The organism is Pseudoduganella plicata (assembly GCF_004421005.1).
GTDB lineage: Bacteria > Pseudomonadota > Gammaproteobacteria > Burkholderiales > Burkholderiaceae_D > Rugamonas > Rugamonas plicata.
Window position 1 is genome coordinate 768,981 of record NZ_CP038026.1, and the last position, 24,094, is coordinate 793,074.

Here is a 24,094-nt window from a genome sequence, read left to right on the forward strand (position 1 = left end):
GGCGGCTCTCCGGCCATTCATCTCTTTATGCAAAAGCAAAGGGCGACCATTCAGTGAAAACGGGTCGCCCTACCCTGCAAAAACCCCAGGGGCTTTCAACTTCAACACGGTATTTTACTGGGTTTTCATCCGAATGGGGATGGAATTTTGGCGTTTCGCCAACGGGGCAATAAATCGCCTGATGTTCGACTGCCTGGCTCCTGTCCATGTCGGGGTGCGACCACGAGGCGGACACAAGCTGGGCAGTCTATGCGCGTCCGCTTCGGACTTTGCGCCAACCCTTGCCGCGGTGGGAAGCCGGAGTTTCATCTTCCCCCCCGGACGGTCATCAGCGCACCGGCTTTTTCACGCGGAACCAGGCCGCATACAACGCCGGCAGGAACAGCAGGGTCAGCGCCGTCGCCAGCACCAGGCCGCCCATGATCGCCACGGCCATCGGCCCCCAGAAGACGGAGCGCGACAGCGGGATCATGGCCAGCGCGGCCGCCGCGGCCGTCAGCAGGATCGGCCGGCAGCGCCGCACGGCCGACTCGACGATCGCGTCCCACGGCGCCGCGCCCGCCTTGATGTCCTGCTCGATCTGGTCGACCAGGATCACCGAGTTACGGATGATCATGCCGAACAGCGCGATGATGCCAAGGTTGGCAACGAAGCCCAGCGGCCGGCCCAGCAACAGCAGCGCGAACGCGGCGCCTGCCACGCCCAGCGGCCCCGTCAGGAACACCAGGAGGGAACGGGAGAAGCTATGCAGCTGCAGCATCAGCAAGGTAAAGATCAGGAACAGCGCCAGCGGCAGATTCACCGCGATCGACTGCTCCGCCTCGCCGCTGTCGGACGCCGCCCCCTTCTCGACGATGCGGTAACCCGCCGGCAGCTGCGCACGCAACTTGTCCAGCTGCGGATTGATCTGGCCCGACACCGTCGGCCCCTGGATGCCCTCGGCAACGTCGGCCTGCACCGTGATCGCCCATTCGCGGCCCAGGCGCCAGACGACACCAGGCTCCCAGACGAAGTGCACGCGCGCCAGCTGCGAGATCGGCACCGACCGGCCGGACGCGGTCGGCACGTTGGTGTTGTTCAGCACCTCCATCGTGCGACGCTCCTCGACCGGCTGGCGCACCTGGATGTCGATCAGGCGGATGCCTTCGCGGAACTGGCCGACCGTCGTGCCGGACAGGATCGTGTTTGCCACCCGCATCACCGTCTGCGACGTGACGCCCAGCGCGCGCATCTTGTCCTGGTCCAGGTCCAGGCGCAGCACCTTGACCGACTCGTTCCAGTTGTCGTTGACGCCGACGGCGTTCTGGTTGGCGCGCACGATGTCCTTGACCTGGTCGGCGATCGCCCGCACCTTGTCCACCTCCGTGCCGGTGACGCGGAACTGCACGGGGTACGGCACCGGCGGCCCGTTCGGCAGCAGCTTGACGCGCCCGCGCACCTCCGGGAAATCCTCCCTGAACGCCTGCGTGATTCTCTGGTACAGCTGCGCGCGCGCCGCCAGGTCCTTCGGCAGCACGACGATCTGCGACACGTTCGTCTGCGGGAAGATCTGGTCCAGCGGCAGGTAGAAGCGCGGGCTGCCCGTGCCCACATAACTCGTCACGCTTTCCACGCCGGGCTGGCGGCCGATGAACGCCTCGAACTTCTTCACCTGCGCCTCGTTGGCCGCGAACGCGGTGCCCTCGGGCGACCACATCTCGACCATCAGCTCGGGCCGCGACGAATCGGGGAAGAACTGCTTCTCGATGAAATTGAAGCCGTAGATCCCCAGCGCGAAGACCAGCAGGGTCGAGCCGATCGTCGCCCAGCGCCATTCGACGCACCACGTGACGACGGCGCGGAAGCGGCGGAAGCCGGGCGTGTCGAACACGTCGTGGCCATGCTCTCCTTCCCCGTGCGGCGTCACCTTCAGCAGGATATAGCCGATGTAGGGCGTAAACATCACGGCCACGACCCACGACGTGATCAGCGCGATCGCGTTCACGGAAAACAGCGAGAACGTGTACTCGCCGGCGGCCGACTTGGCCAGGCCGATCGGCAGGAATCCGGCTACCGTGATCAGCGTTCCCGTCAGCATCGGCAGCGCCGTCGAGGTGTACGCGTACGTCGCCGCCTCGAAGCGCGACATGCCCTCCTCCATCTTGCGCACCATCATTTCGACGGCGATGATGGCATCGTCGACGAGCAGGCCGAGGGCGATGATGAGCGCGCCCAGCGAGATCTTGTGCAGGTCGATGTCGAGCATGCGCATGAACAGGAACGTCACCGCCAGCACCAGCGGGATCGTCAGCGCGACGACAAGGCCGGGCCGCACGTCGAGCCGCAGCTTCGGTTTCGTGTGCAGGCCCAGCGCCAGGAAGCTGACGGCAAGCACGATCAGTACGGCCTCGATCAGCGTGTGGACGAATTCACCCACCGAAGCCGTGACGGCCTGCGGCTGGTTCGACACCCGTTCCAGCTCGATCCCGACCGGCAGCTTGCCCTTCAGTTCCGAAACGGTCTGCTCCATCGCCTCGCCCAGCGCGATGATGTTGCCGCCCTTCTCCATCGAGACGCCCAGGCCGATGACCTCCTTGCCGTTGAAGCGCATCTTTTGCGCCGGCGGGTCCTCGTAGTCGCGCCGGACCTTGGCGAAGTCGCCCAGCCGGAACGTCGTGCCGTTGGCGCGCAGCTCCAGGTTTTCCAGGTCCTTCGTCGTTACCAGGGCGCCCGTGACGCGCACCTGCAGATTGTCGGTCGGCGTCACCAGCGTGCCGGTCGATTCGATCGTGTTCTGCGTGGCGATCTGGTTGACGATCTGGTCGAAGCCGATGCCCAGCTGGGCGAACTTCTGGTGCGAGAACTCGATGTAGATCTTCTCTTCCTGCACGCCGAACAGCTCCACCTTCGCCACGCGCGGCACGGCCAGCAGCTGCTGGCGCACGAAGTCGGCGTAGTCCTTCATCTGCGCGTACGTGAAGCCGTCGCCGGACAGCGCCAGGATCGAACCGTAGGTGTCGCCGAATTCGTCGTTGAAGACGGGGCCCTGCACGCCGGCCGGCAAGGTGCTGCGGATGTCGCCGATCTTCTTGCGCACCTGGTACCACGAAGCCGCCGTTTCCTTCGGCGGCGTCGATTCGCGCAGATTCAGGATGATCAGCGTCTGGCCCGGCTTGGAGTAGCTGACGATCTCGTCGATGTACGGCGTCTCCTGCAGCTTCTTTTCCAGCTTGTCGGTGACCTGGTCGGCCATCTGCAAGGCGGTGGCGCCCGGCCAGAACGCCTGCACGACCATCGCCCGGAACGTGAACGGCGGATCCTCGTCCTGCCCCAGGTTCTTGTAACTGAGCATGCCGCCGATCAGCATCACGGCGATCAGGTAGCGCGTCAGCGGGATATGCTCCAGCGCCCAGCGCGACAGGTTGAAATCCTTCATTATGCCGCTCCGCCCGGCGCCGTCTGTGGCGCCGTCTGTGGCGCGCTTTTCGGTACGTCGTCCCCCAGGATGCGCACTTTCTGGCCCGGCTTGAGCAGGTGCACGCCGGCCGTGACGACCGTCTGCCCCGCCGTCAGGCCACTGCCGACGACGATGTCGTTGCCGTCCGCACCCGCCACCGTGACGGGCACGAGGCGCACCGCGCCCTTTTCAACGACCCAGACGGACGTGGCGTTCTTCTCGTGATACAGGGCGCTCAGCGGGACCTTGACGCGCGGCTCGGCCGAGCGCGACTCGAACTGCGCGACGGCCGTCATGCCCAGCTTGGCAGCCGCCACGTCCGGCGGCAGCGCCACCTTGAACGTGTAGGTGCGCGTGGCGGGATCGGCCACCGGCGACACCTCGCGGACGCGCCCCTTGAACGGATGCTGCGGATCGGCCCACAGCCGCACCGTCACCTCCTGCAAGCGGCGCAGCTGTTCGACCTTGTCCTCGGGGACGCCGAATACGACCTCCTTCTCGTCCGTGCGGGCCACGCGCACGACAGGCGTGCCGGCCGTCACGACCTGCCCCGCCTCCGCATCGATGGCCGTGACGACGCCATCCACGTCGGCCACCAGGCTGGCATAGCCGGTCTGGTTGGACTGGCCGCGGTATAGCGCGCGCGCCGCCTCCACGTTGGCCTGGGCCGATTTGTAGGCCGACTCGCGCTGATCGAGCACGGCCTGGCTGACGAAGTTCTGTGCGCGCAGCTCGCGGTAGCGCTTCAGCTCCGCATCGGCCAGGTCGCGGCTGGTTTCCGCCGCGCGCAGCGAAGCCAGCGCCTGCGCCTGCGACAGCTGAAGGTCCTGCGGGTCCAGCTGCATCAGGACCTGGCCTTTCTTTACCGTACTTCCTACCTCGACCTTGCGCGCGACGATCTTGCCCGCGACCCGAAACCCCAGGCGCGACTCGTAACGGGGCCGCACCTCACCGGAAAACTCGGCATCGACATCGACATTGGAACTGGCCAGCACGATGGCCCGCACTGGACGGATGTCTTCCGTCTTCTCGGCGGGCCTGGAGCACGCCGCCAGCAACGCGGCGGCGGCAACCAGCATAATGGGGGATTTCAGGACAAACACTTTCTTCTCCTTCGGCTCTTTATTTTGACTTATCGTAAAAGCTGCAGAACACGTGCACTGGCGCAACACAGACAAAGCGCGGACGAAGCGCAGATGAAACTGGCGGTGATAACGAATTGCCACTATGATTGTCGCCTGAAAATTAAATGACTTTCCGTTAAGTTAAAAATTATAGTCGTGGTGGTACCATTTGGAAATGACTTTGGCGTCATTTAGATGGCGCGCACCACTTCCGCAAGCATCGCGTTCCCTCCTATGCCCGTCGAGCACTACGAAAATTTTCCTGTCGCGTCCTTCCTGCTGCCGAACCGCCTGATTCCCGCTGTCGAGGCCATATATGCCTTTGCCCGCAGCGCCGACGATATCGCCGACGAAGGCGATGCCACGCCCGCCCAGCGCCTGGCTGCCCTGCAGGAATACGAGGCGGCTCTGGTTCACATCGAAATGGGGCAAGGCAAGCTGGCGCCGATGTTCGAACGGCTGGCGGCGGCCATCGCGGCGCACCAGTTGCCATTCAAACCATTTCACGACCTGCTGTCGGCATTCCGCCAGGACGTGACGGTGACGCGCTACCAGACCTACGAGGACCTGCAGGATTACTGCGCCCGCTCGGCGAACCCCGTCGGCTTGTTGATGCTGCACCTGTTCGACGCGGCCTCCGAAGACAACGTGCGCGACTCGGATGCGATCTGCACGGCGCTCCAGCTGATCAACTTCCTGCAGGACGTGGCCATCGACGAAGCGAAGGAACGCATCTATATACCGATGGACGACCTGGCCCGCTTTGCCGTGCCCCGGCGCACATGGGCGCCGCCGAGGCACGCGGCAAATGGCGCGCGCTGATGCGCTTCGAGGTGCAGCGGGCCAGAGCGCTGATGCTGCAGGGCGCGCCGCTGGCAGTGCGCCTGCCAGGGCGCATCGGGCTCGAATTGCGCATGGTCGTGCAGGGCGGACTGCGCATCCTCGAGGCGATCGAGGAAGTGGACTACGACGTGTTCCGGCGCCGGCCGAAGCTCGCGCGGCGGGACTGGCTCAAGGTTTTCTGGCGCGCGCTCAGGATGAAAGCGGGATGAACGCAGGATCAACGCAGGATCAACGCAGCACTACCGCAGGACTGACGCACGACTAACGCAGGATCCACGCAGGATCAACGCAGGATGAACGCTGGGGTTGAATCCGTCTGAATTAGAGCTTGCGCCCGGTTCGCTATAGAATAGCGCCTTTTATCGCTTCGCCCTCCCTATAATAATATGTCTCCCGACGAATACTGCCAGCAGAAGGCCGCGCAAAGCGGCTCCAGTTTCTACTACAGCTTCCTGTTCCTGCCGCCGGAACGCCGCCGCGCGATCACGGCACTGTATGCCTTCTGCCGCGAAGTGGACGACACCGTGGACGAGACCAGCGACGAGGGTCTGGCCCGCATCAAGCTGGCATGGTGGCGCACGGAAGTGGCCGCGATGTACAACGGCACGCCAACGCACCCGGTCACGCAGGCGTTGCAACCGCACCTGGCGCCGTACACACTGAAACAGGAACATCTGCAGGCAATCATCGACGGCATGGAGATGGACCTGAACCAGACCCGCTACCTCGATTATCCGGGGCTGACGAAATACTGCTGGCACGTGGCCAGCGTCGTCGGCATCCTGTCGGCCAGCATTTTCGGCAGCACGCGGCCGGAGACGCTGCAATACGCGGAAAAGCTGGGCCATGCCTTCCAGCTGACGAACATCATCCGCGACGTCGGCGAGGATGCCCGCAAGGGCCGCATCTACCTGCCGATCAACGAGCTGCAGCAGTTCGGCGTGACGGCGGCGGACCTGCTGAATGCCCGCCACACGGAGAACTTCACGAAATTGATGGCGTTTCAGGCCGCGCGCGCGCAGCAGGCCTACAACGATGCGTTCGCGCTGCTGCCGAAGGAAGACCGTCGCGCGCAGCGTCCAGGCCTGATCATGGCCGCCATCTACCGCACGCTGCTCGACGAGATCGAACGCGATGGCTACCACGTCCTGACGCAGCGCATCTCGCTGACGCCGCTGCGCAAGCTGTGGCTGGCGTGGAAGACCTGGGTGCGCAGTTGACCGCCCGCTGTTTATGACCTTGTCCGTGGCCGTGGTGGGCGGCGGCTGGGCCGGTTGTGCCGCTGCCGTCGAACTGGCGCGCGCCGGCAGCGCCGTGACGCTGTTCGAAGCGGCCCGCACGCTGGGCGGCCGGGCACGGCGCATCGAGGCTGGCGGCCGCACGCTGGACAACGGCCAGCACATCCTGCTGGGCGCCTATGCGTCCACCCTGCGCCTGCTGGCCACCGTCGGCGTCGACCGGCGCCGCGCCTTCCTGACGCTGCCCCTGCAGATGCGCTATCCCGACGGCGCCATGGATTTCGTGGCGCCGCGCCTGCCCGCGCCGCTGCACCTGGCCGTAGCGCTGCTGCGCGCCCGGGGCCTGGACCGCGAAGACAAGCTGGCCATGGCGCGCTTCTCGACCGCGGCGCGCTGGATGGGCTGGCGTCTCGACGCCGATTGTCCCGTGACGGAACTGCTGGCCCGCTTCGGCCAGACCGAACGCCTGTACCGGCTGATGTGGCGGCCCTTATGCCTGGCCGCCCTGAACACGCCGCCGGAACGGGCCTCCGCCAACGTCTTCCTGGCCGTGCTGCGCGACAGCCTGGGCGCCCGGCGGCACGCTTCCGACATGCTGGTGCCGCGCGCCGACCTGTCCGCGCTGTTTCCGGACGCGGCCGCGCAGTGGCTGGCGGCGCATGGCGCCACCGTCCGGACGGGCGTGCGTATCGACGCGCTGGCGCAGGATGCCGGCAAGTGGCGTGTCGGCGATGCGCTGTACGACCGCGTCGTCGTCGCGACCGCGCCGGCCGGTGCCGCTGCATTGCTGGCGCCCCTGGGGGATTCGGCTCTGGCGGCGCAACTCGATGCCCTGACTGCGGAACCCATCACCACCTGCTACCTGCAATACGACGCCGGCGTGCGGCTGGCGCAGCCGTTCTTCGCGCTGGAGGACACGCCGGCGACGGGCCACTGGGGCCAGTTCGTATTCGACCGCGGCCAGCTGGACGAGCGCCAGGCCGGCATGCTGGCAGTGATCGTCAGCGCATCCGGCGACGCCGCCGCGCTGCCCCGGCAGGCGCTGGCCGCCGCCGTCGCGGCGCAGCTCGCATCCACCCTGGGCCGCGCGGAGCTGGCCACGCCTGCGTGGAGCAACGTCGTCACGGAAAAGCGGGCCACGTATGCCTCCACGCCCGGCCTCGTACGCCCCGCCAACGCGACGCCGTGGCCCGGCCTCGTGCTGGCCGGCGATTACACGGCCGGCGAGTATCCCGCCACGCTGGAGATGGCGGTGCGCAGTGGCGTACAGGCGGCCGGACTGGTACGGCGCAACCGGTAGAGCGTACGCTGTGGCCCCGGCAGCGTGGCCCGGCCTGGGTGGCCCCGCCAACGTGGCCCGGCCTGGGTGGCCCCGCCAACGTGGCCCGGCCTGGGCGGCCCCGCCAACGTGGCCCGGCCTGTCCCCCCGCTGTGCGCTCTGCTCCTCCATTTCCGCATTCTGTCGCCGGCAGCTGGCGCGTGCCGGCCAACCCCGGTAATGTCGCATCATGGGCATCGTGGCTAGCGACGTGAAAGGAACTTTGGAATGAAAGCGGCACTGGGCAGTATCATCACGGCCGGACTCGTGTTGGCGGTCGTGCTGGGCAGCGTGGCGGTTCTCGTCACCTCCGACGACACGCTGGCGCCGCACTATTTCGCTGTACTGCAGCGCTACTAAGGCAGCGGCCGGGCGGCATATCAGGCAGGACAGGAGAATCAATGGGCAAGCAGGACTACCTCGACGCACTCGCGAAGGCCATGGCGGGCCTGCCGCCGGAAACGGCGGCCCGGACGCTGGCGTACTACGAGCAGCGCTTCATCGATGGCCTGACGGTGGGCCGCAGCGAAGCGGAGATCGCGGCCGAGCTGGACGAACCGCGCAAGATCGCCATGACGTTGCGGGCCAACGCGCACCTGGCCGCGCTGGAGCCGCGCAAGGCGCCCGCCGGTTTTGCCCGGGCCGCCTTCACGTTTGTCGGGCTGGCCGTGTTCAACCTGTTCATGGTGGTGCCGGCCGCCGTCTGTGCCGCGTTGCTGATGGCGCTTTACTTCAGTTCCGCCGGATTCTACGTGAGCGGCATCGCCATCACGTCCAGCGGCCTGGCCGGCGCCAACGAGATCGTCCTGTCCGGTCCGCTGCACAATATCGTCGGCGTCACCACCGACAACGACGATGAGCGGCATGCGCAAACCCGCATCTCCATCGGCGAGGACGGGATTCACGTGGAAGAGGAAGCGCTGGGGGAACAGAGCCGGGCGACGACCCGCTCCGGCCGCATCTTCGACGGCGCCGAGGCGATGGCCGACGGCAGCGTCAGAATCGAAATCGACCGCGAAGGCTCGTCGCGCGCCGCCCAGACGACACTGGGCACCGGCCTGATAGTGGGCGGGATCGCCCTGTTCCTGCTGTCGCTGGTGCTGACGCGCTACGCGGCGCTGGGTCTGAAGCGCTACGTGCAGATGAATTACGCCCTGCTGCAGGGCCGCTGACATGAGACTGCGCACCCTTGCCCGGATCGGCATGTCGCTGCTGGTGCTTGCCTTCCTCCTCGTCGGCATCTCCTACAGCATGCTGCGCGCCGAGGGCGTCGCCAACCCCTCCAGCACTGCCGGCCGCGTCACCCGCACGGAAACACGCGAGATCGGCCACGGCATCCGCGCCATCGACCTGGAAGGCCCGATCGACCTGATCGTGCGCCAGGGCGCCATTCCCGCGCTGAAGGTGCGCGGCGAACAGCGCCTGCTGGGCAACGTGGCCGCCAGCCAGGACGGCGACACGCTGCGTATCGGCACGACCGGCATGGTATTCCACCACCGCCGCCCGCTGCAGGTCGAACTGACACTGCCATCGCTGAACGAAGTCACGGTGCGCGGCAACGGCGACAGCAGCGTGCAGGGCTTCTCCGGCGAACATCTGACGATAGAACTGAACGGCTCCGGCAACCTGAGCTTCAATGGCCGCTACCGCCATGTGACGGCCACCGTACGCGGCTCGGGCAACCTCGACCTCAAGTCCGGCAGCAGCGACGAAGTAAAACTGGACGTCGTCGGCTCGGGCGCGATCAGCACCTCCGGCAGCTGCAAGGCGCTGGCCGCCGACATCACGGGATCGGGCAATATCGACGCCCAGCACATGGCTTCCGACGACGCTGTCATCAACCTGCAAGGCTCCGGCTCCGCGCAGGCATTCGCCCGCAAGTCGGCCACCGTTACCGTGGCGGGCAGCGGCGATGCAACCGTGTATGGCAATCCCGATGAGCGGGTGGTCAGTCGGACAGGGTCGGGGTCGGTGGGGTTCGAGTAGCGGCTCGGCATTCCCGGTGCGCCGGCTGTGCAAAGTGCTCGAAGTGCATCCGAGTGGCTTTTATGCCTGGCGTCTGAATCCTGAAAGTATGCGTGCCAAGGAAGACAAGCGTCTGCTCGCGCCTATCAAGCAATCGTGGCTTGAAAGCGGCAGCGTGTACGGCTACCGCAAGGTAAGCGACGATCTGCGCGAGCTTGGCGAGCAGTGCGGCATTAACCCCGTCCATCGGCTGATGCGCTCGGCTGGGATTCGCTTGCAGACAGGCTATGCCAAGCGCAAGTACAAACGCGGCGGCGCACCATCGCTGGTGGCACCAAATCACTTGCAGCGCCAATTTGATGTAGCAGAACCGAATTGCATCTGGGTGACGGACATAACATACATCCGCACGCATGAGGGTTGGCTGTATTTGGCCGTGGTGCTTGATCTGTTCTCGCGTCAGGTGGTCGGCTGGTCGATGAGTTCCCGAATCGATCGCGAGCTGGCGATGATCGCGCTCTTGATGACTGTCTGGCGTCGGCAGCCCAAGAATTCGGTGATGGTGCATGCCGATCAGGGCAGCCAGTTCAGCAGCTACGACTGGCGTGACTTCCTGACCGAGCACAACCTGCAGCAGAGCATGAGCCGACGCGGAAACTGCCACGATGACGCCGTAGCAGAGAGCTTTTTTCAGCTCCTGAAACGAGAGCGAATCAGGCGCAAGACCTACGGCACTCGGGAAGAAGCAGCTCCGCCGGTACCGGCGGCGTGCTTGTGAATTTATCGTCTGCCGCCGCACAGACGGGCAGCACGGGCGAATACGTGCACTATGCGGCGAGCAAAGCTGCTGTCGAGGCGTTCACATTGGGGCTGGCGCGCGAATTGGCCACCGTGGGCATCCGCGTGTGCGCCGTATCGCCGGTTCCACGCTGACGGATATTCATGCCGCGGCCGGTGAACCCGGGCGCCCGGCACATATAGCTCCCCGCATTCCGATGCAGCGCCTGGCCACGCCGGAAGAGATCGCGGAACCGGTAGTGTGGATGTTGTCCGATGCCGCGTCGTACGTTGCCGGCGCCACGCTGCGCGTCACGGGCGGGCTGTAGGGGCACGGTCCGAATCCATCGGTACGGCGCACGTCGTGATGCGCGTCGGACTAACGAAACAGACGCATCGCCGCAGCGCCACAGACGATCAGTCCTGCGGCCATGGTGCGTCGCCGGCCCACGCGTTCTTGCAGGAAGCAAGCAGCGATTAACATTGCGAACACGATCGACGTTTCACGAAGGGCTGCCACCACGGCCACCGGGGCAAACGTCATTGCCCATAGCGCCAAGCCATAGGACGCCATCGTCCCCACACCGCCGGCCAGCTCTGCTTTCCAATGCTGCTGCGCATACATCAGTAGCGCATGGCGCCGGCCGATCGAGCATATGAGCATGCCGGCTGCAGTGAGCACGAACAACCATAGCGTATAGGCAGCGGCGGAACCGGATGCCCGTACGCCCATGCCATCGACGATCGTGTAGGCGGCGATGATGACTGCATTGGACATTGCAAAAGCGGTCGCAGTGCGGGACGCGACATCGCGGACTGTCATTGCCAGTATACCCGCAACGATCAATGCTGCAGCGGCATACTGCCCGACCGACAATTCTTCGCCAAGAAGCGGGGCGCTTGCCAGGAGCACTATCAAAGGGGCCGAGCCCCGCATCAGCGGATAAGTCTTGCTGATGTCGCCATGTTGATAGGCCTGCGCGAGCAAGAGGTAATAAATGACCTGAAGACAAGCGGAGGCGCCAAGCCATGGCCAGCTGTCCGCGGCAGGTGTTCCTGCCAGGGGCAGGAGGGGAAGTGCAAACAGCGCCGCGCCGACTGTAACCATGGTTGCCGAAAGGCGCTTGTCGGGGCTAGGGGAATGTACATAAGACCACGCCAAGATAGGTGCACTCTGGCGGTGCGAGCGCTGCCAAACCATTGTGCCCTTGCCTTGTCGAAACTTGAAGCCCGCCTTCGTGAGTAAACCCGCGAAGTAGGAGCTGAGGAACGTAATGATTACCTATGCGTTTTCCGGGAGATGTAATGGATCAGTCGAGACGGCGGTACTCGGCCTGACCGTTCGTCAGATGCCCACTGGATTTATCCACCGCCAACGTCGAAATACCCATGCCCGTCTGTACTTGCAGAGTGCCGTCTTTGAGCGTGGCAGGAATGTTTTTGGTTTCCATTTTGCCATCGATGAAGCTTGGGCCGGTATCACGGATCATGTAGCTGTCGCCGTTTTTCACGATCTCGACCGTGCGTTTTTCACTCTTCACGTTCACCCACTTCCCTAGGAAGTCTTTGCCGCCATCGTTGCCGCATCCAGCGATCAGGGCTAACACGGCCACGCCACAAATCCAGTTCCTCATCACGATCCTTTCACATATTGCCTGCGACCGGCAGGCTATCGGGCGCACGCGGCGCGTTTTCCTATGCGCTAGATGTTGGTTTCTCCAGCGCTTACTCCTGTTCAGTGGACTTGCGAGAAATCCATTTAAAATTCTCGATGTAGTCGCCTGTTATATCGTGCGGGATGCCTTCGTCGCCAACGATACGCACCATCAGCCCCGACTGTGTGTCATACGCCGCCACCGGATATTGCTTCCCTGCCGTTACGGACTGACGAGGATGCCCTTCTTCATCGGGGATCTCGATGGTGGTCTTCGCTTCGATCTTGTCGCCTGTACGGATCTGCTCCCAGATTTCCGATGAAATAGTCGATTTCATTCTTTTCCTTGTTCAAATGGCCGCGCTTGGTGGGGCAGCGAACCGAACCTCGTTGTACTGCCGCAGCGCGATCTTCAGTGCCCCAATACGGTCGACCAACTCAGGCGCAACATCGGCGTCTTGGAGGTCCAGCATGATGGTCATGAGGCACATGGCCAGTATGTCCGCGAAATCAGCAATGCCTACTTGTTGGAGCGTGCTCCAGCACATCGACCTGGGCTTCCAGGCCCAGCCCTTCCATGCCGTCGATGACGTCTTCTTTCGGGAACATGGTTTTCCTAGCGCAGATGGCTAAAAAAGTGCTTCTCGAACTGAGCAGCTTTCAGTGGATTGGTTTTAGTCATTTCGTGGTGAACAGCGTACATGAGGCGAGTAGGCTCGCTCGTGTCGAAGCCTTCGCACAACTCTTTTTCGATCACCGTCGCGTACAGCGTCCATGTGTCAGCAAGACGCTTCACTTTTTGTTCGTATGATTCCATTATTCTGCTGCCTTGCGGGTCATGTCGAGGTGAGTGTCATCGTACTCGACCGTATCCCCGGCCGTGTGATGTTTGTAGAGAACCGCAGCAACAGCGCGATAGAACGATCCCACGTCCGAGTTCGACAGAAGTGGGCCAGAGCAATCGGTGAACATCATTTCATTCTGCGTGCGCTTCTTGAGGGTCCTTCGGCCGGACGGATGGTAATCAACCTTCAATTGGATCTGCACAATTCCTCCTAGGTGTCGCGTTTAGTGACTGGCTTCCGGCCAGGGATCGGGCGCACTTGGCGCTTTTCCTTTTCAGTTCGCGAGCCGCCACCCGGCCTTGCTCGATACAAGAGCGTTGCGCTTTGTGAGGACGTTCAAACGTTCGGCGACCACCAACCAGGTCCTATGCCGCAGCGCGTCGATCTTCATGAGCTTCTCGCGCGTTCCGTGTCCTGCGCGGATCGCCGCAAGGATTTGCTCGTCGAGCTGGTTGTCGTTCATTGCGATTTTTCCGTTCTGTTTATCTTAGGACGCCCACTTAGCAAACTCTGGCAGCGGTCCTGTCTTCCAAGCACGCATGATTTTTACTGCCGCCCTCTCGAAATGACGTCCGGCGTCGTCGTCCGGCATTTGATTTACCAGCGTGATGTTGCCTGTCGACTTGTCGATCTCAAAACTCCCGGACCTCTCAGCACTGGTGAACCGATACCGAGCAGCCGCAGGGTCTTCGTCTATCTTGTCAATCGTGATGTAGAAAGCCATTTTTCCTATTCGGTGACGCGGGCGCCGGCGGGCAGCTCGAAGGCCAGTTCGCCGAGGCGCATGTGCTCAGACTCGTGAACCTCACGCAGCGTCAAGCCTCTCGCTTCCTCGTACCATGCCTTCACGACGGCCAGAGCGATGGCTTCACGAATCTTCAGTTCTGCTACAGGGAGAGGATCGTCGTTCGCGAACAGCTCGCGAATAAAGTTCTCTGTAGCGTCCGTCACATCAGCGTAGGTTGTGTTCATGGTGCTCATGGTTTTCCTGGTGACTTAGGCCGTCGCCGTAGCGGGCCGGTTGTACGCCTTCTCCACGTCGCTCTCGAAGATTCGTTCGCCCGTTACGGCATGCTCAACCCACACGCGCCAACCGTTCGCCGCGACCTTGGCAGCGGCTTCCAAAATCTCCCTGCGTCGGCCTGGGCCGTCCGCATACGTCGTCGTCCGTTTGGACGTCTCCGGGTTCCCGACGACGTATTTCAGGGACCAGCACATGTTTGTAGCCATCATTTTTTCCTCGATCAATGGTGGACAACGTGTTGCGTCGCCAGTTCCACCAGCTGCTCCGGCCGTCAGGAGCCGTTACGGTATAGCTCCAGTCAGGACCAGGAGCAATCGACCATACGTCACCGTTTTCCAGAATGACATGCAATGCTGGCCCAACATCGATGTGTTGGATTTCGCGGATCGCCACATCGCCGGCACCTGCGGCGCTGATGATCTGCTGTTCGTTGCTCTTCATCGTCATGATGTTTTCCTTGTCGATCAGGCCGTAGCCTCGTCAAGCGCGCTCTGCGCCTCTTCCAACGATCGACCCACGCACAATGCTGCCGACCCCATACGCTGCTAGCCTGCAGGGATTGGGACGACTGGTTTGAACACTCCCGTCGCAGTCATATTCCGTCGCAGCTCGAAACGCGTAAACGCTTCCACCGGATCCACCTGGTCGAGGGCGGCGAAGTTGATCCCGGACCATTGCCCGCGGTCGATGCGCGCCGAATAGAGGTATTCGTCGCTCACCGTGCCAGTGGCTTTATCGGCCCGCTGCGAGTAACCCGAAACCACAACGGTATGGACGGTCGGTAGGGCCGCGAAAGCCTCGCCGACGACCCGAAACCCGAGCGAGTGGATGTGCGCCTGGTATAGGCGCCGGGTGGCCACCTCGCCGACGTCGCGCAGCGCTAGTTCCCAGCTGCGGGCCGGCAACGAGGCACGCTTCGTTGGCATATCCTCCACCTCCGGCAAGTCTACATCGAGAAACAGCACGCGCCCATTGGGGCTCACGTCGATGGCGATAAGCGTCTCTTTGGGCCAGACGATCTCACCGAGCCGCTGTTCCAGCAGCTGCTGCATCGGTTCTGGGTTGCCGGCGATCGCACCGCTGAACAGGATCCGCTTCTCGACTCGCCAGCCGTCATGTGCGGACTTTTCTTTTTCGAACTGAGAGAGCTGAGCTTCGTACTCTGCACGGCGCCGACTGTTTTCGCCGTCGACAGCTTGGCGCCGACCAGGGATGAGGCGTTCCGCAAACCCAACTACGGCTTTTTCCGGCTCCGGCGGCGGAGTCTGAGCGAAAGCCGGCGGGACGAACGCGACAGGGGCCGCGGGATCAGGCGTGTCCCAATGCAGCTGGCCTAACGCAGTGATATTGGCGTTCATCTCGTCGCACTTCGTCTCGAGCATCTGTCGAATCTTGTCGCCCTGCTGCCGTCGAGCCTCGGCGATGATCTGTGCTGGTACTTCGTTGCCGGCCTGGTCGAGGTAGCGCATCTCGCCTTCGTCGCTCAGGTCCAACGTCAATTTCATTGTTACCATTGGCGCCGGCGCGCGGGATGGCGTCGCCGCACTTGGGCGGTCAAGTCTCGTGCGCGACGACAAGCCAGTGCCTGGCAGGCTCGCGTTTAGGTATGTGCCCCTCTTCCCGATACTGACCGAGGCGCCGCGCGGACCGAGGTTCCACGACATACCGCTGGAGCTAACATTCATCCGCACGCCAGGTGCAAGCTTGAACGACTTTCGAAAACGCAATGCCATTTGCCCTCCGGGCTAATTCTATCGAGTCGATTTGAAGCCACGCCGCGCACGCAGATGGGCCGACCCAGCTAGTGAGGCGCTTAGCGCTTCCCCTATAAGGCGTTGAACGCTTCGCGTACGTTTTCCTTGATATTCATGCTCTTTTTTCGCCTTAGACAAAACGCCCATCCCACCGCTACACTTGCAGTCCGATCGGCACCGCTTGTCGAAATATCGAACAATCTACTCCGCAACCTCCGGCGCGGAGCGAGTCCGACGTCGAGAGAACGTCCAGTGCACATCGTCTAGGCTTACCTCGCCGTTAACAAAGATGAAATTCTTTGAAAAACTATTTCCGTGGAACAGCACCATCATTCGCTTGACCAAGCACGATGCCTCTAAGCAGTCCATGATCAAGTCATCAAAGCCTTCGCGCGTTCGGCTTATGTTGGTGTGCGCCACACCTTCCTTCGTGTTCTTAGGCTTAAATCCTGAAGCAGTCGAGAAGTCGGACTGCTCAGCACTTGCCCATCCGAAAAACCAAGTGCCGTGAACAATCTCGTTTCGCTTTTCGGTGAGAGTTTGAATGCGTTTGGTTATGGACCGCAGGACTTTTTGCCCAACCGCCTTTTCTTCCGCGGACAGTGCTGACTGATCGATTGCGATCGCCATTGTGGAGCCGAACACTCGGCGCAGCGGGTCGGCAGTAAGTTCAGCGTATGCCGGTGCGATCAATGCGTTTGTCTCTCGTCCGCCGCCAAAAGCCATAGGAAGGATATATCGCATAGCGAATATCAGCTGTTCAAACTGAGCGACGAACTCGCCTAGTCCCGCATATAACTGCGCCGTCTGCGTCTCGTATTTTGCCTGGCGGTCGACCGCCGGATTGGGGGGGACATCACCAAGTGCACCGGTTGGAGTTTGCATAGCGTTTTCCTTAGTCTGGACGGTATAGCGAACGCATTTCGGTGAGCGCCAATACTCCAGCACTGATCGCGTCGTCTACTGCTTTTGAGGCCGCAGCATCGTCAAAACCGGCTTGACGCAACCACTTCGACCACATCTTGAATCGTAGACATTTGTATTTGCCTTCTATTCGGCGCCGATTATGCGGCGCACCTTGTTCAAAGCAGCTTCACCAGACTTCGAATCTAGTTTGCCAGTGGCGAGAGCTTTTGCCTCTGCCGTTGTGAACGAAACAGTTACGCCGCTGACGACTGCTGGGACGATTTTGATTTCGCCCGGCGAGACAAGAACGTCAAGCTCCTGACCGTCCTCGAACCCTGCCCGATTGAGCGTATCGCGGCTAAACGTGGTGCCTTGCGAATTGCCGATTTTTCTAAGCTTCATTCCGTCCTCGATGTGATTACATGGTAATCACTGGTGTTCAGGTTGTCAAGAAGAATGTTATCACATGTATCCACACTAGAGCACGACGGCGAACATCTCTTCGAGCCCTTTTTTCGACACTTGAAGGTACGGGCGAACATGGTCGAGCTCCGCATGTCCAAGGAGCAGCTGCACAGTCTCCACATCCTCCCCTTGCTGGATGAGCCGTGATGCCATCGTGCGCCGGCCACTGTGCGACGAGCCACCGCATATGCCGGCGTCGCGGTATAGCTTCGTGACGTGCGACTGAAGACTGTCGCACGCTAAGTACTCCACGGGCTCGCCGGTCCAGCTCACGCGGCGCTTAGTGTTCAGGTGGAATTTGTAGCCCTTGTGCGTCAGGATCAGCTTGCTGGCCGGCTCCAGGCCTCTGTATCGGCCAGGCTCGCCGGTGATACGCCGGCCGCGCGCTACTCGGTAGGCCAGGTATCGATCTAACGCTTCGATGGCCTTCGCATGGGTAAGGTAGATGCACCGCTGCCGGCACCCCTTCGTGATCGCCGCGCGCAGGCTGATTTCGTCGCGAAGCGCGCCGGACGGGAACAGCACGTCTTGGACCTCGATCTGTGCGATTTCGGTGACGCGCATGCCGGCCGTCAGGCCCAGCAGCAGGACCAGGCAGTCTCGCTCTGGATGCCTGCTGGTAGCCGCCGTTACGCGGAGAAGGTGACGGATTTGCCCGGGCTGGAGCGATGTGGCTTGTGCCATACGAACCTCTGAATAGGATGGATTGGAGACGATTTCAGAGGGAGAACCGTTCAGGCTCTTTTTCCAGCATACCACGGCCTGTATTCAGCGGTCCTCGGAAAAGACGGCGAAGAAAATTTCGCCGCGGCTAGGTCGTCTTGACCGCATAGACGACCGCACTAATTCGCGGTGATGGCGTGACGACAAGCGGGCGGGAGGTTGGAAAGCCGAACGGAATCAGCTCTTATTGCACGGTGCAGCTGGTCGCGGCAATTGTCTGACGAACCGAAGATTCAGCCCTATAGAGTTATGCGGTGGCCGAGCCATTGCGCCACGTCGCGTCCCGCCGCCACGCCAGACGCCAGGCACGCCGTCAGCAGATACCCACCCGTAGGCGCCTCCCAGTCCACCATCTCGCCCGCGACGAACACGCCCGGCAGCGCGCGCAGCATCGTGCCATCCAGCGCTTCGAAGGCTACTCCGCCGGCACTGCTGATCGCCTCGTCGAGCGGCCGCGGCGCGCGCAGCGTCAATGGCAGCGCCTTCAAGCCCGCGGCCAGTTGCGCAGGATCGTGGTAGGCCTCGCGGCTCAGGCATTCGTGCAGCAGGCCCGCCTTCACACCCTTGACGTGCAGGCGGCCTTGCAGGTGCGACGCCATCGAACGGCTGCCGCGCGGTTTGGTGACTTCGTCGAGGACGCGCTGGAGCGACAGGTCCGGCAGCAGATCCAGTTCGACCACGGCGCTGCCGTGCGCCGCGATGGTGTCGCGCACCGGGGCCGACATGGCGTAAATCAGGCTGCCTTCGACGCCCGTTGCCGTGACGACGAACTGGCCCTGCCGGCGTACGCGCTGGCCGGCGCTGTCCGTCCAGGTGGCGGCGACTGTCGTCAGCGGCTGGCCCGCGTAGCGGCTGGCGAAATGCTCGCTCCAACCGACGTCGAAGCCGCAGTTCGATGGCTGCAATGGCGCGACGTCGATACCGCGCTCCCGCAGCAGCGGCACCCACGTGCCGTCAGATCCTAGGCGCGCCCAGCTGGCGCCGCCCAAAGCCAGGATGACGGCATCCGCATTGACCAGCGTTTCGCCCGCCGGCGTATCGAAGCGCAATGCGCCTTCATGCCAGCCGGTCCAGCGGTGGCGCTGGTGCAGGTGCACGCCCCCTTCGCGCAGCCGGTGCAGCCACGCGCGCAGCAGCGGCGCGGCCTTCATTTCGGTAGGGAAGACGCGCCGGGAGGTGCCGACGAACGTTTCGACGCCCAGGCCGTGCACCCAGGCGCGCACGGCGTCCGGGCCGAAGGCATCCAGCATCGGTCGCAGTTGCGCGGCGCGCGCGCCGTAGCGGGTCACGAACTGCTCGTAGGGTTCGGCGTGCGTGATGTTCATGCCGCCGCGGCCGGCCAGCAGGAACTTGCGGCCGCTCGAGGCCATGGCGTCATAGACGTGGATGTCGAAGGCGTGCGTGGCAGTCCGCATGGCGGCCAGCGTTTCGGCCGCCATCAGGCCGGCCGGGCCGCCGCCGACGATGGCGATGACGGGACGGGAATTGGGTTGCGAATTCATAGGTGCGGCATTGTAGTACAAAGCCGCAGTGCGACCGAATCGACAGCCGGTCGGATCAGCCGCCCGTCACGGGCGGGAAGAAGGCGACTTCGGCGCCGTCGGACAGCACCGTCGATGCGTCGCACATCTGCTGGTTGCACGCCATGCGCAGTGCGCGGCCTTCGGCCAGCGCCTGCGCCCAGGCGCCGCCGCGGGCGACAAGCAGAGCGCGCAGTTCGCCGACGGTCGTCACATCGGCCGGGACATCGACGGTCTCGCCGCCCACACCGACGGTTTCGCGCACGCTGGCAAAGAATTTCAGGTTGATACGCATGTCAGTGCAGCAGTGCGTTGAAGGGGATGAAGCGGACGATGTCGCCCGGTTGAATCGCCTGGCCGGGCGGGTTGTCGATCAGCCCATCGCCCCAGACGGTCGACGTCAGCACGCCGGAGCTCTGGTTCGGGAACAGGTCGAGGCCACCGGCGTCGTTGATGCGCGCGCGCAGGAACTCGTTGCGGCGATCGCCCTTGAACGCGAAGTCGGCGCGCAGCGCGTAAGAACGTGGCGGCGCACCCGTTGCACCCTGCAGGCGCAGCATGAACGGCCGCACGAACAGCAGGAACGTCACAAAACTGGAGACGGGATTGCCGGGCAAACCGAGGAAGAACGCCTGGCCCACTTCGCCGAACGCCAGCGGCTTGCCCGGCTTGACGGCGATCTGCCACATGTTCAGCCTTCCCTCGGCCTCGACGGCCGGCTTGATGTGGTCCTCTTCGCCGACCGAGACGCCGCCGGACGTGATGATCAGGTCGTTGCCCGCCGCCGCTTCGCGCAGCACCGCGCGCGTTGCATCGAGCGAGTCGGGCACGATGCCGTAATCGGCGATCTCGCAGCCCATGTTTTCCAGCAGTGCGCGCAGCGTAAAACGGTTCGAGTTGTAGATGCCGCCGGGTGCCAGCGGCTCGCCCGGCATCGTCAGCTCGTCGCCCGTAAAGAAGACGGCCACGCGCAGCTTGCGGCGCACGGGCAGTTCGGCCAGGCCCACGGAGGCGGCCAGGCCCAGCTCCTGGCTGCGCAGCCTCGTCCCGGCCGGCAGGATGACGCTGCCCGCCGTGATGTCCTCGCCGCGCCGGCGGATCCATTCGCCCGCCGCCGGTGTGTGGCGAATCGTCACGCTGTCGCCGGCCGCTTCGCACTGCTCCTGCATGACGACGGCGTCCGCCCCTTCCGGGATGAACGCCCCGGTGAAGATGCGGGCGGCCGTTCCGGGCTGTAGCGGCTGGCCGACGTGGCCGGCCGGGATGCGCTGCGATACCGTCAGCGTTGCCGCGCCGCCGGCACAGTCGGCCGAGCGCACGGCGTAACCGTCCATCTGCGTGTTGTCGAAACCGGGGACATCGATGCCCGACACCTGGTCGGCCGCCAGCACGCGGCCGTTGGCGGCCAGTGTCGCGACCTGCTCGACATCCTGCACGGGGCGCGCGGCGGCCAGCAGGAAGTCCAGCGCTTCGCGCACCGTCAGCATGGGTTTCTTCTGCGGCTCCACGTCACAGCCCCGTATTGGCGGCGATGTACGCCTTCATCTTGTCGACGTCGGGCGGCATCACGGTGAACTTCTGCGGCAGCGCTTCGATGTTCTCGAAACCGGCCGGTCGCTCGGCATCCTCGCCCAGCGCTTCCAGGATCGTCTCGTTGAACTTGGCGGCCAGCGCCGTTTCCAGCACGATCATCGGCACGCCCTCTTCCAGGTTTTCCTTCGCCACCTTGATGCCGTCGGCCGTATGGGTATCGATGACGATGCCGTAGTCGTCGGCCGCGTCGCGAATCGTCTGCACGCGCTCATCGTGCGTGGATTTGCCGGACTTGAAGCCGTACTGCGCGACCTTCGCGAACTCGTTGCCATCGCTGCCCGGCTGGCCGGACAGGTCGAAGCCGCCATCCATCTCCACTTTCGTGAACAGCTCGCGCACGCGGTCCGGGTCGCGCCCCACCAGGTCGTAGACGAAGCGCTCGAAGTTCGATGCCTTGCTGATGTCCATCGACGGGCTGCTCGTGTGGTACGTCTCGGCCGATTTGCGCACGCGGTAGACGCCGGTGCGGAAGAATTCGTCCAGCACGTCGTTCTCGTTGGTGGCCACCACCAGCTTGTCGATGGGCAGGCCCATCATGCGGGCGATATGGCCGGCGCAGATATTGCCGAAGTTCCCCGACGGGACCGTGAACGACACCTTCTGGTCGTTCGACTGCGTGGCGGCCAGGTAGCCGCGGAAGTAGTAGATCACCTGCGCGACGACGCGGGCCCAGTTGATCGAATTGACGGTACCGATCTTGTGGCGCGCCTTGAATTCCAGGTCGTTCGACACGGCCTTGACCATGTCCTGGCAGTCGTCGAACACGCCTTCGACGGCGATATTGAAGATATTCGGGTCCTGCAGCGAGAACATCTGCGCCGTCTGGAAGGCGCTCATCTTCTGGTGCGGCGACAGCATGAAGACCTTCACGCCACGCTTGCCGCGCATCGCGTATTCGGCCGCACTGCCGGTATCGCCGGACGTGGCGCCGAAGATGTTGAGCTGGGCGTCCTGCTTTGCCAGCGCATATTCGAACAGGTTGCCCAGCAACTGCATCGCCATGTCCTTGAACGCCAGCGTCGGACCGTTCGACAGCGCCTGCAGGATCAGCTTCCTCCCGCCTTCTTCCTCCAGCACGCGCAGCGGCGTGATGTCGGCCGCCCGCTCGTCCGGACGCGCGTTGCGGTACACCTCGGGCGTGTACGTCTTGCGTGCCAGCGCCTCGATGTCCGCGGCCGGAATGTCGGTGGCGAATTTTTTCAGGATCTCGATCGCCAGGTCGGCATATGACAGCTTGCGCCATGCATCGAGGTCGGCGCCCGTTACTTGCGGGTAGTCGGCGGGCAGATACAGGCCGCCGTCGGGGGCGAGGCCGCCCAGGAGAATGTCGGAAAACTGCGCTGGCGAGGAGGAAGCCGGGGATGCGGCCGACGAGGTGGCAGAGGCGGCGGCGCGGGTGGACACGTAATGCATGGTTCAGAAAATCCGGTTAAGCACTGCGAAGGGGAGTTCTATTATAGTGCGACCGGACATTCTGCGTATATTCTGGCAAGAATCAGAATTTTATGCTGCATGCGGCCAGCTGCATCAGCAAGCCGCATGGTTGACGGTGACGACGTGGATGGCCAGCCCGCCCAGCGATGTCTCCTTGTACTTCGCCTGCATGTCGGCGCCCGTCTGGCGCATCGTCTCAATCACGGCATCGAGGCTGACGAAGTGGGTGCCGTCGCCCTTGAGCGCCAGCGACGCGGCCGTGATGGCCTTGACGGCGCCCATGCCGTTGCGTTCGATGCACGGGATCTGCACCAGGCCGCCGATCGGGTCGCACGTCATGCCCAGATGGTGCTCGATGCCGATTTCCGCCGCATTCTCGATCTGTGCGTTGGTGCCGCCCAGTGCCGCCACCAGTCCGGCGGCGGCCATGGCGCAAGCCACGCCCACCTCGCCCTGGCAGCCCACTTCCGCGCCGGAGATCGAGGCATTGCGCTTGCACAGCATGCCGATGGCGGCGGCCGTCAGCAGGAAGGTACGCACGCCCGTCACCGGGTCGAGCGGCTTGCAGTCTTCCGCATAGTATTTCAGTACGGCGGGAATGATGCCGGCGGCCCCGTTGGTGGGCGCCGTGACCACCCGCCCGCCGGCGGCGTTTTCCTCGTTGACCGCCATCGCGTACAAGGTCACGCCGTTGAGCGCGTCGTGCGGCAAGGCGTTGGCGCGGTCCGCACCCTGGGCGTGACGCCACAACGTGGCGGCACGGCGCTTGACGTTCAGCCCACCGGGCAGCTGCCCCGTGATTTCCATGCCGCGCGCGATACAGCTGCGCATCACGTTCCAGATGCGGTCCAGGCCCGCATCCAGCTCGGCCTCCCCCAGGCGCGCCAGTTCGTTCGCGCGCAACATCTGCGGAATCGTCTTGCCGGTGCGTTGGCCCAAGTCGAGCAGCTGCTCCATCGTGTCGAACGGGTACGGCACCGGTGTCGACGCCGCGGCCGGCGCGGCGCTCTCGCCCTCGGCGCGGATAAAGCCGCCGCCCACCGAGTAGTACACCTTGTGCGCCGTGCGGCCGTCGGCCCGGCGCAACGTGAAACGCATGCCGTTCGGGTGCTCGGGCAGGTTTTCCGTCTTGTGGAACACCAGGTTGACGGCGCGTGTAAACGGCACCGTCTTTTCGCCCAGAAGCCGCAGCTCGCCCGCCTCCTCGGCGGCCGCCAGCATGCGGTCGACCAGCTCGGGATCGACGTCCTGCGGCGTCTCGCCCATCAGGCCCAGGATGACGGCTTTATCGGTGGCGTGGCCGACCCCGGTCAGCGCCAGCGAACCATACAGCTCGGCGGTGATGCCGGTGACATCGTCCAGCGGAGCGTTTTCGACGAGGAAGCGGCGCGCCGCCACCATCGGGCCCACGGTATGCGAGCTCGAAGGCCCGATGCCGATCTTGAATAAATCGAAAACGCTCATGTCCATCGGAT

General features: G+C 63.6%; 26 protein-coding genes and 4 pseudogenes. 8 read left to right on the top strand and 22 right to left on the bottom strand.

The genetic code is table 11. The features are described 5' to 3' along the window. Nucleotides 1-328 precede the first annotated feature (328 nt). Together E1742_RS03205 and E1742_RS03210 are read right to left on the bottom strand one after the other, a co-directional pair. Entirely contained in the window at nt 329-3,415 is a 3,087-nt protein-coding gene (locus E1742_RS03205) for an efflux RND transporter permease subunit (RefSeq protein WP_134383522.1), read from the bottom strand. After that, the gene (locus tag E1742_RS03210) at nt 3,415-4,539 is read right to left on the bottom strand and encodes an efflux RND transporter periplasmic adaptor subunit (protein ID WP_307721907.1); all 1,125 of its coding nucleotides are present in this window, start codon (nt 4,537-4,539) and stop codon (nt 3,415-3,417) included. The genes E1742_RS03205 and E1742_RS03210 overlap by 1 nt, the downstream gene beginning before the upstream one ends. A 255-nt stretch (nt 4,540-4,794) precedes the next feature. On the opposite strand from E1742_RS03210, the pseudogene hpnC reads away from it, so the two are divergent. From hpnC to E1742_RS03245, 8 genes and pseudogenes are all read left to right on the top strand, one after another. Continuing rightward, nucleotides 4,795-5,612: pseudogene (gene hpnC, locus E1742_RS03215) on the top strand (squalene synthase HpnC). Between the two features lie 177 nt (nt 5,613-5,789). Next, nucleotides 5,790-6,623: a presqualene diphosphate synthase HpnD gene (gene hpnD / locus E1742_RS03220; protein ID WP_134383523.1), complete on the top strand. Its 834-nt coding sequence runs from the start codon at nt 5,790-5,792 to the stop codon at nt 6,621-6,623. Between the two features lie 13 nt (nt 6,624-6,636). Then, complete coding sequence (gene hpnE, locus E1742_RS03225; RefSeq protein ID WP_134383524.1) at nt 6,637-7,941, top strand: hydroxysqualene dehydroxylase HpnE; 1,305 nt, start codon at nt 6,637-6,639, stop codon at nt 7,939-7,941. Between the two features lie 246 nt (nt 7,942-8,187). Further along, nucleotides 8,188-8,319, top strand: a complete 132-nt coding sequence (locus E1742_RS27020) for a hypothetical protein (RefSeq protein ID WP_259772422.1) — start codon at nt 8,188-8,190, stop codon at nt 8,317-8,319. 41 nt (nt 8,320-8,360) lie between these two features. Further along, on the top strand, nt 8,361-9,131 hold the full coding sequence (locus tag E1742_RS03230; protein WP_134383525.1) for a DUF1700 domain-containing protein: 771 nt from the start codon (nt 8,361-8,363) through the stop codon (nt 9,129-9,131). A 1-nt stretch (nt 9,132) separates the two neighbouring features. After that, on the top strand, nt 9,133-9,945 hold the full coding sequence (locus E1742_RS03235) for a head GIN domain-containing protein (RefSeq protein ID WP_307721908.1): 813 nt from the start codon (nt 9,133-9,135) through the stop codon (nt 9,943-9,945). Between the two features lie 13 nt (nt 9,946-9,958). Beyond that, nucleotides 9,959-10,672 (top strand): annotated as a pseudogene (locus tag E1742_RS03240) (IS3 family transposase); the annotation flags it as partial. Nucleotides 10,673-10,698: 26 nt separating this feature from the next. Then, a pseudogene (locus E1742_RS03245) lies at nt 10,699-11,030 on the top strand (SDR family oxidoreductase). 50 nt (nt 11,031-11,080) lie between these two features. Here the strand turns inward: E1742_RS03245 and E1742_RS03250 are convergent. From E1742_RS03250 to E1742_RS03335, 20 genes and pseudogenes are all read right to left on the bottom strand, one after another. Further along, nucleotides 11,081-11,809 carry an EamA family transporter gene (locus tag E1742_RS03250; protein WP_166793403.1) on the bottom strand — a complete coding sequence of 243 codons (729 nt, stop codon included), beginning with the start codon at nt 11,807-11,809 and terminating at the stop codon, nt 11,081-11,083. A 202-nt stretch (nt 11,810-12,011) separates the two neighbouring features. Continuing rightward, nucleotides 12,012-12,335 carry a hypothetical protein gene (locus E1742_RS03255; protein WP_134383527.1) on the bottom strand — a complete coding sequence of 108 codons (324 nt, stop codon included), beginning with the start codon at nt 12,333-12,335 and terminating at the stop codon, nt 12,012-12,014. A gap of 91 nt (nt 12,336-12,426) precedes the next feature. After that, the gene (locus tag E1742_RS03260; RefSeq protein WP_134383528.1) at nt 12,427-12,693 is read right to left on the bottom strand and encodes a hypothetical protein; all 267 of its coding nucleotides are present in this window, start codon (nt 12,691-12,693) and stop codon (nt 12,427-12,429) included. Nucleotides 12,694-12,705: 12 nt separating this feature from the next. Then, on the bottom strand, nt 12,706-12,837 hold the full coding sequence (locus E1742_RS27025) for a hypothetical protein (protein WP_259772423.1): 132 nt from the start codon (nt 12,835-12,837) through the stop codon (nt 12,706-12,708). Nucleotides 12,838-12,971: 134 nt separating this feature from the next. After that, nucleotides 12,972-13,172: a hypothetical protein gene (locus E1742_RS03265; RefSeq protein WP_134383529.1), complete on the bottom strand. Its 201-nt coding sequence runs from the start codon at nt 13,170-13,172 to the stop codon at nt 12,972-12,974. Continuing rightward, nucleotides 13,172-13,402 carry a hypothetical protein gene (locus E1742_RS03270; protein ID WP_134383530.1) on the bottom strand — a complete coding sequence of 77 codons (231 nt, stop codon included), beginning with the start codon at nt 13,400-13,402 and terminating at the stop codon, nt 13,172-13,174. The genes E1742_RS03265 and E1742_RS03270 overlap by 1 nt, the downstream gene beginning before the upstream one ends. A gap of 72 nt (nt 13,403-13,474) precedes the next feature. Then, entirely contained in the window at nt 13,475-13,663 is a 189-nt protein-coding gene (locus E1742_RS03275; RefSeq protein WP_134383531.1) for a hypothetical protein, read from the bottom strand. 24 nt (nt 13,664-13,687) lie between these two features. Continuing rightward, a complete protein-coding gene (locus tag E1742_RS03280; RefSeq protein ID WP_134383532.1) occupies nt 13,688-13,924 on the bottom strand; it encodes a cadherin repeat domain-containing protein in 237 nt (78 codons plus the stop codon). A 5-nt stretch (nt 13,925-13,929) separates the two neighbouring features. Next, nucleotides 13,930-14,181, bottom strand: coding sequence for a hypothetical protein (locus E1742_RS03285; RefSeq protein ID WP_134383533.1), 252 nt, complete (start codon nt 14,179-14,181; stop codon nt 13,930-13,932). Nucleotides 14,182-14,275: 94 nt separating this feature from the next. After that, nucleotides 14,276-14,671: a hypothetical protein gene (locus tag E1742_RS03290; protein ID WP_134383534.1), complete on the bottom strand. Its 396-nt coding sequence runs from the start codon at nt 14,669-14,671 to the stop codon at nt 14,276-14,278. Between the two features lie 98 nt (nt 14,672-14,769). Then, entirely contained in the window at nt 14,770-15,717 is a 948-nt protein-coding gene (locus tag E1742_RS03295) for a hypothetical protein (protein ID WP_229466474.1), read from the bottom strand. A gap of 84 nt (nt 15,718-15,801) precedes the next feature. Further along, nucleotides 15,802-15,957: pseudogene (locus E1742_RS27335) on the bottom strand (DUF4236 domain-containing protein); the annotation flags it as partial. A gap of 222 nt (nt 15,958-16,179) precedes the next feature. Further along, entirely contained in the window at nt 16,180-16,863 is a 684-nt protein-coding gene (locus tag E1742_RS03300; RefSeq protein ID WP_134383536.1) for a hypothetical protein, read from the bottom strand. 165 nt (nt 16,864-17,028) lie between these two features. Continuing rightward, a complete protein-coding gene (locus E1742_RS03305; protein WP_134383537.1) occupies nt 17,029-17,286 on the bottom strand; it encodes an AbrB/MazE/SpoVT family DNA-binding domain-containing protein in 258 nt (85 codons plus the stop codon). Nucleotides 17,287-17,361: 75 nt separating this feature from the next. Beyond that, entirely contained in the window at nt 17,362-18,033 is a 672-nt protein-coding gene (locus E1742_RS03310) for a tyrosine-type recombinase/integrase (protein ID WP_134383538.1), read from the bottom strand. A 278-nt stretch (nt 18,034-18,311) separates the two neighbouring features. Next, nucleotides 18,312-19,574, bottom strand: a complete 1,263-nt coding sequence (locus E1742_RS03315) for a TIGR03862 family flavoprotein (protein ID WP_134383539.1) — start codon at nt 19,572-19,574, stop codon at nt 18,312-18,314. 55 nt (nt 19,575-19,629) lie between these two features. Further along, entirely contained in the window at nt 19,630-19,887 is a 258-nt protein-coding gene (moaD, locus tag E1742_RS03320; RefSeq protein ID WP_134383540.1) for a molybdopterin converting factor subunit 1, read from the bottom strand. Nucleotide 19,888: 1 nt separating this feature from the next. After that, nucleotides 19,889-21,079, bottom strand: a complete 1,191-nt coding sequence (locus tag E1742_RS03325) for a molybdopterin molybdotransferase MoeA (RefSeq protein ID WP_134383541.1) — start codon at nt 21,077-21,079, stop codon at nt 19,889-19,891. Between the two features lie 22 nt (nt 21,080-21,101). After that, nucleotides 21,102-22,598: a threonine synthase gene (gene thrC / locus E1742_RS03330; RefSeq protein ID WP_134383542.1), complete on the bottom strand. Its 1,497-nt coding sequence runs from the start codon at nt 22,596-22,598 to the stop codon at nt 21,102-21,104. A 114-nt stretch (nt 22,599-22,712) separates the two neighbouring features. Next, entirely contained in the window at nt 22,713-24,089 is a 1,377-nt protein-coding gene (locus E1742_RS03335) for an L-serine ammonia-lyase (protein ID WP_134383543.1), read from the bottom strand. Nucleotides 24,090-24,094: the final 5 nt, after the last annotated feature.

What these genes read in the sequence shown, in the direction of transcription:
- E1742_RS03280 (WP_134383532.1), bottom strand. Translation starts at nt 13,924, where the DNA reads ATGGCTTTCTACATCACGATTGACAAGATAGACGAAGACCCTGCGGCT.
- hpnD (WP_134383523.1), top strand. Translation starts at nt 5,790, where the DNA reads ATGTCTCCCGACGAATACTGCCAGCAGAAGGCCGCGCAAAGCGGCTCC.
- E1742_RS03230 (WP_134383525.1), top strand. Translation starts at nt 8,361, where the DNA reads ATGGGCAAGCAGGACTACCTCGACGCACTCGCGAAGGCCATGGCGGGC.
- E1742_RS03325 (WP_134383541.1), bottom strand. Translation starts at nt 21,079, where the DNA reads ATGCTGACGGTGCGCGAAGCGCTGGACTTCCTGCTGGCCGCCGCGCGC.
- E1742_RS27020 (WP_259772422.1), top strand. Translation starts at nt 8,188, where the DNA reads ATGAAAGCGGCACTGGGCAGTATCATCACGGCCGGACTCGTGTTGGCG.
- E1742_RS03300 (WP_134383536.1), bottom strand. Translation starts at nt 16,863, where the DNA reads ATGCAAACTCCAACCGGTGCACTTGGTGATGTCCCCCCCAATCCGGCG.
- E1742_RS03310 (WP_134383538.1), bottom strand. Translation starts at nt 18,033, where the DNA reads ATGGCACAAGCCACATCGCTCCAGCCCGGGCAAATCCGTCACCTTCTC.
- E1742_RS03275 (WP_134383531.1), bottom strand. Translation starts at nt 13,663, where the DNA reads ATGAACGACAACCAGCTCGACGAGCAAATCCTTGCGGCGATCCGCGCA.
- E1742_RS03250 (WP_166793403.1), bottom strand. Translation starts at nt 11,809, where the DNA reads ATGGTTACAGTCGGCGCGGCGCTGTTTGCACTTCCCCTCCTGCCCCTG.
- E1742_RS03285 (WP_134383533.1), bottom strand. Translation starts at nt 14,181, where the DNA reads ATGAGCACCATGAACACAACCTACGCTGATGTGACGGACGCTACAGAG.
- moaD (WP_134383540.1), bottom strand. Translation starts at nt 19,887, where the DNA reads ATGCGTATCAACCTGAAATTCTTTGCCAGCGTGCGCGAAACCGTCGGT.
- E1742_RS03305 (WP_134383537.1), bottom strand. Translation starts at nt 17,286, where the DNA reads ATGAAGCTTAGAAAAATCGGCAATTCGCAAGGCACCACGTTTAGCCGC.
- E1742_RS03235 (WP_307721908.1), top strand. Translation starts at nt 9,133, where the DNA reads ATGAGACTGCGCACCCTTGCCCGGATCGGCATGTCGCTGCTGGTGCTT.
- thrC (WP_134383542.1), bottom strand. Translation starts at nt 22,598, where the DNA reads ATGCATTACGTGTCCACCCGCGCCGCCGCCTCTGCCACCTCGTCGGCC.
- E1742_RS03255 (WP_134383527.1), bottom strand. Translation starts at nt 12,335, where the DNA reads ATGAGGAACTGGATTTGTGGCGTGGCCGTGTTAGCCCTGATCGCTGGA.
- E1742_RS03265 (WP_134383529.1), bottom strand. Translation starts at nt 13,172, where the DNA reads ATGGAATCATACGAACAAAAAGTGAAGCGTCTTGCTGACACATGGACG.
- E1742_RS27025 (WP_259772423.1), bottom strand. Translation starts at nt 12,837, where the DNA reads ATGACCATCATGCTGGACCTCCAAGACGCCGATGTTGCGCCTGAGTTG.
- hpnE (WP_134383524.1), top strand. Translation starts at nt 6,637, where the DNA reads ATGACCTTGTCCGTGGCCGTGGTGGGCGGCGGCTGGGCCGGTTGTGCC.
- E1742_RS03260 (WP_134383528.1), bottom strand. Translation starts at nt 12,693, where the DNA reads ATGAAATCGACTATTTCATCGGAAATCTGGGAGCAGATCCGTACAGGC.
- E1742_RS03335 (WP_134383543.1), bottom strand. Translation starts at nt 24,089, where the DNA reads ATGGACATGAGCGTTTTCGATTTATTCAAGATCGGCATCGGGCCTTCG.
- E1742_RS03315 (WP_134383539.1), bottom strand. Translation starts at nt 19,574, where the DNA reads ATGAATTCGCAACCCAATTCCCGTCCCGTCATCGCCATCGTCGGCGGC.
- E1742_RS03205 (WP_134383522.1), bottom strand. Translation starts at nt 3,415, where the DNA reads ATGAAGGATTTCAACCTGTCGCGCTGGGCGCTGGAGCATATCCCGCTG.
- E1742_RS03290 (WP_134383534.1), bottom strand. Translation starts at nt 14,671, where the DNA reads ATGACGATGAAGAGCAACGAACAGCAGATCATCAGCGCCGCAGGTGCC.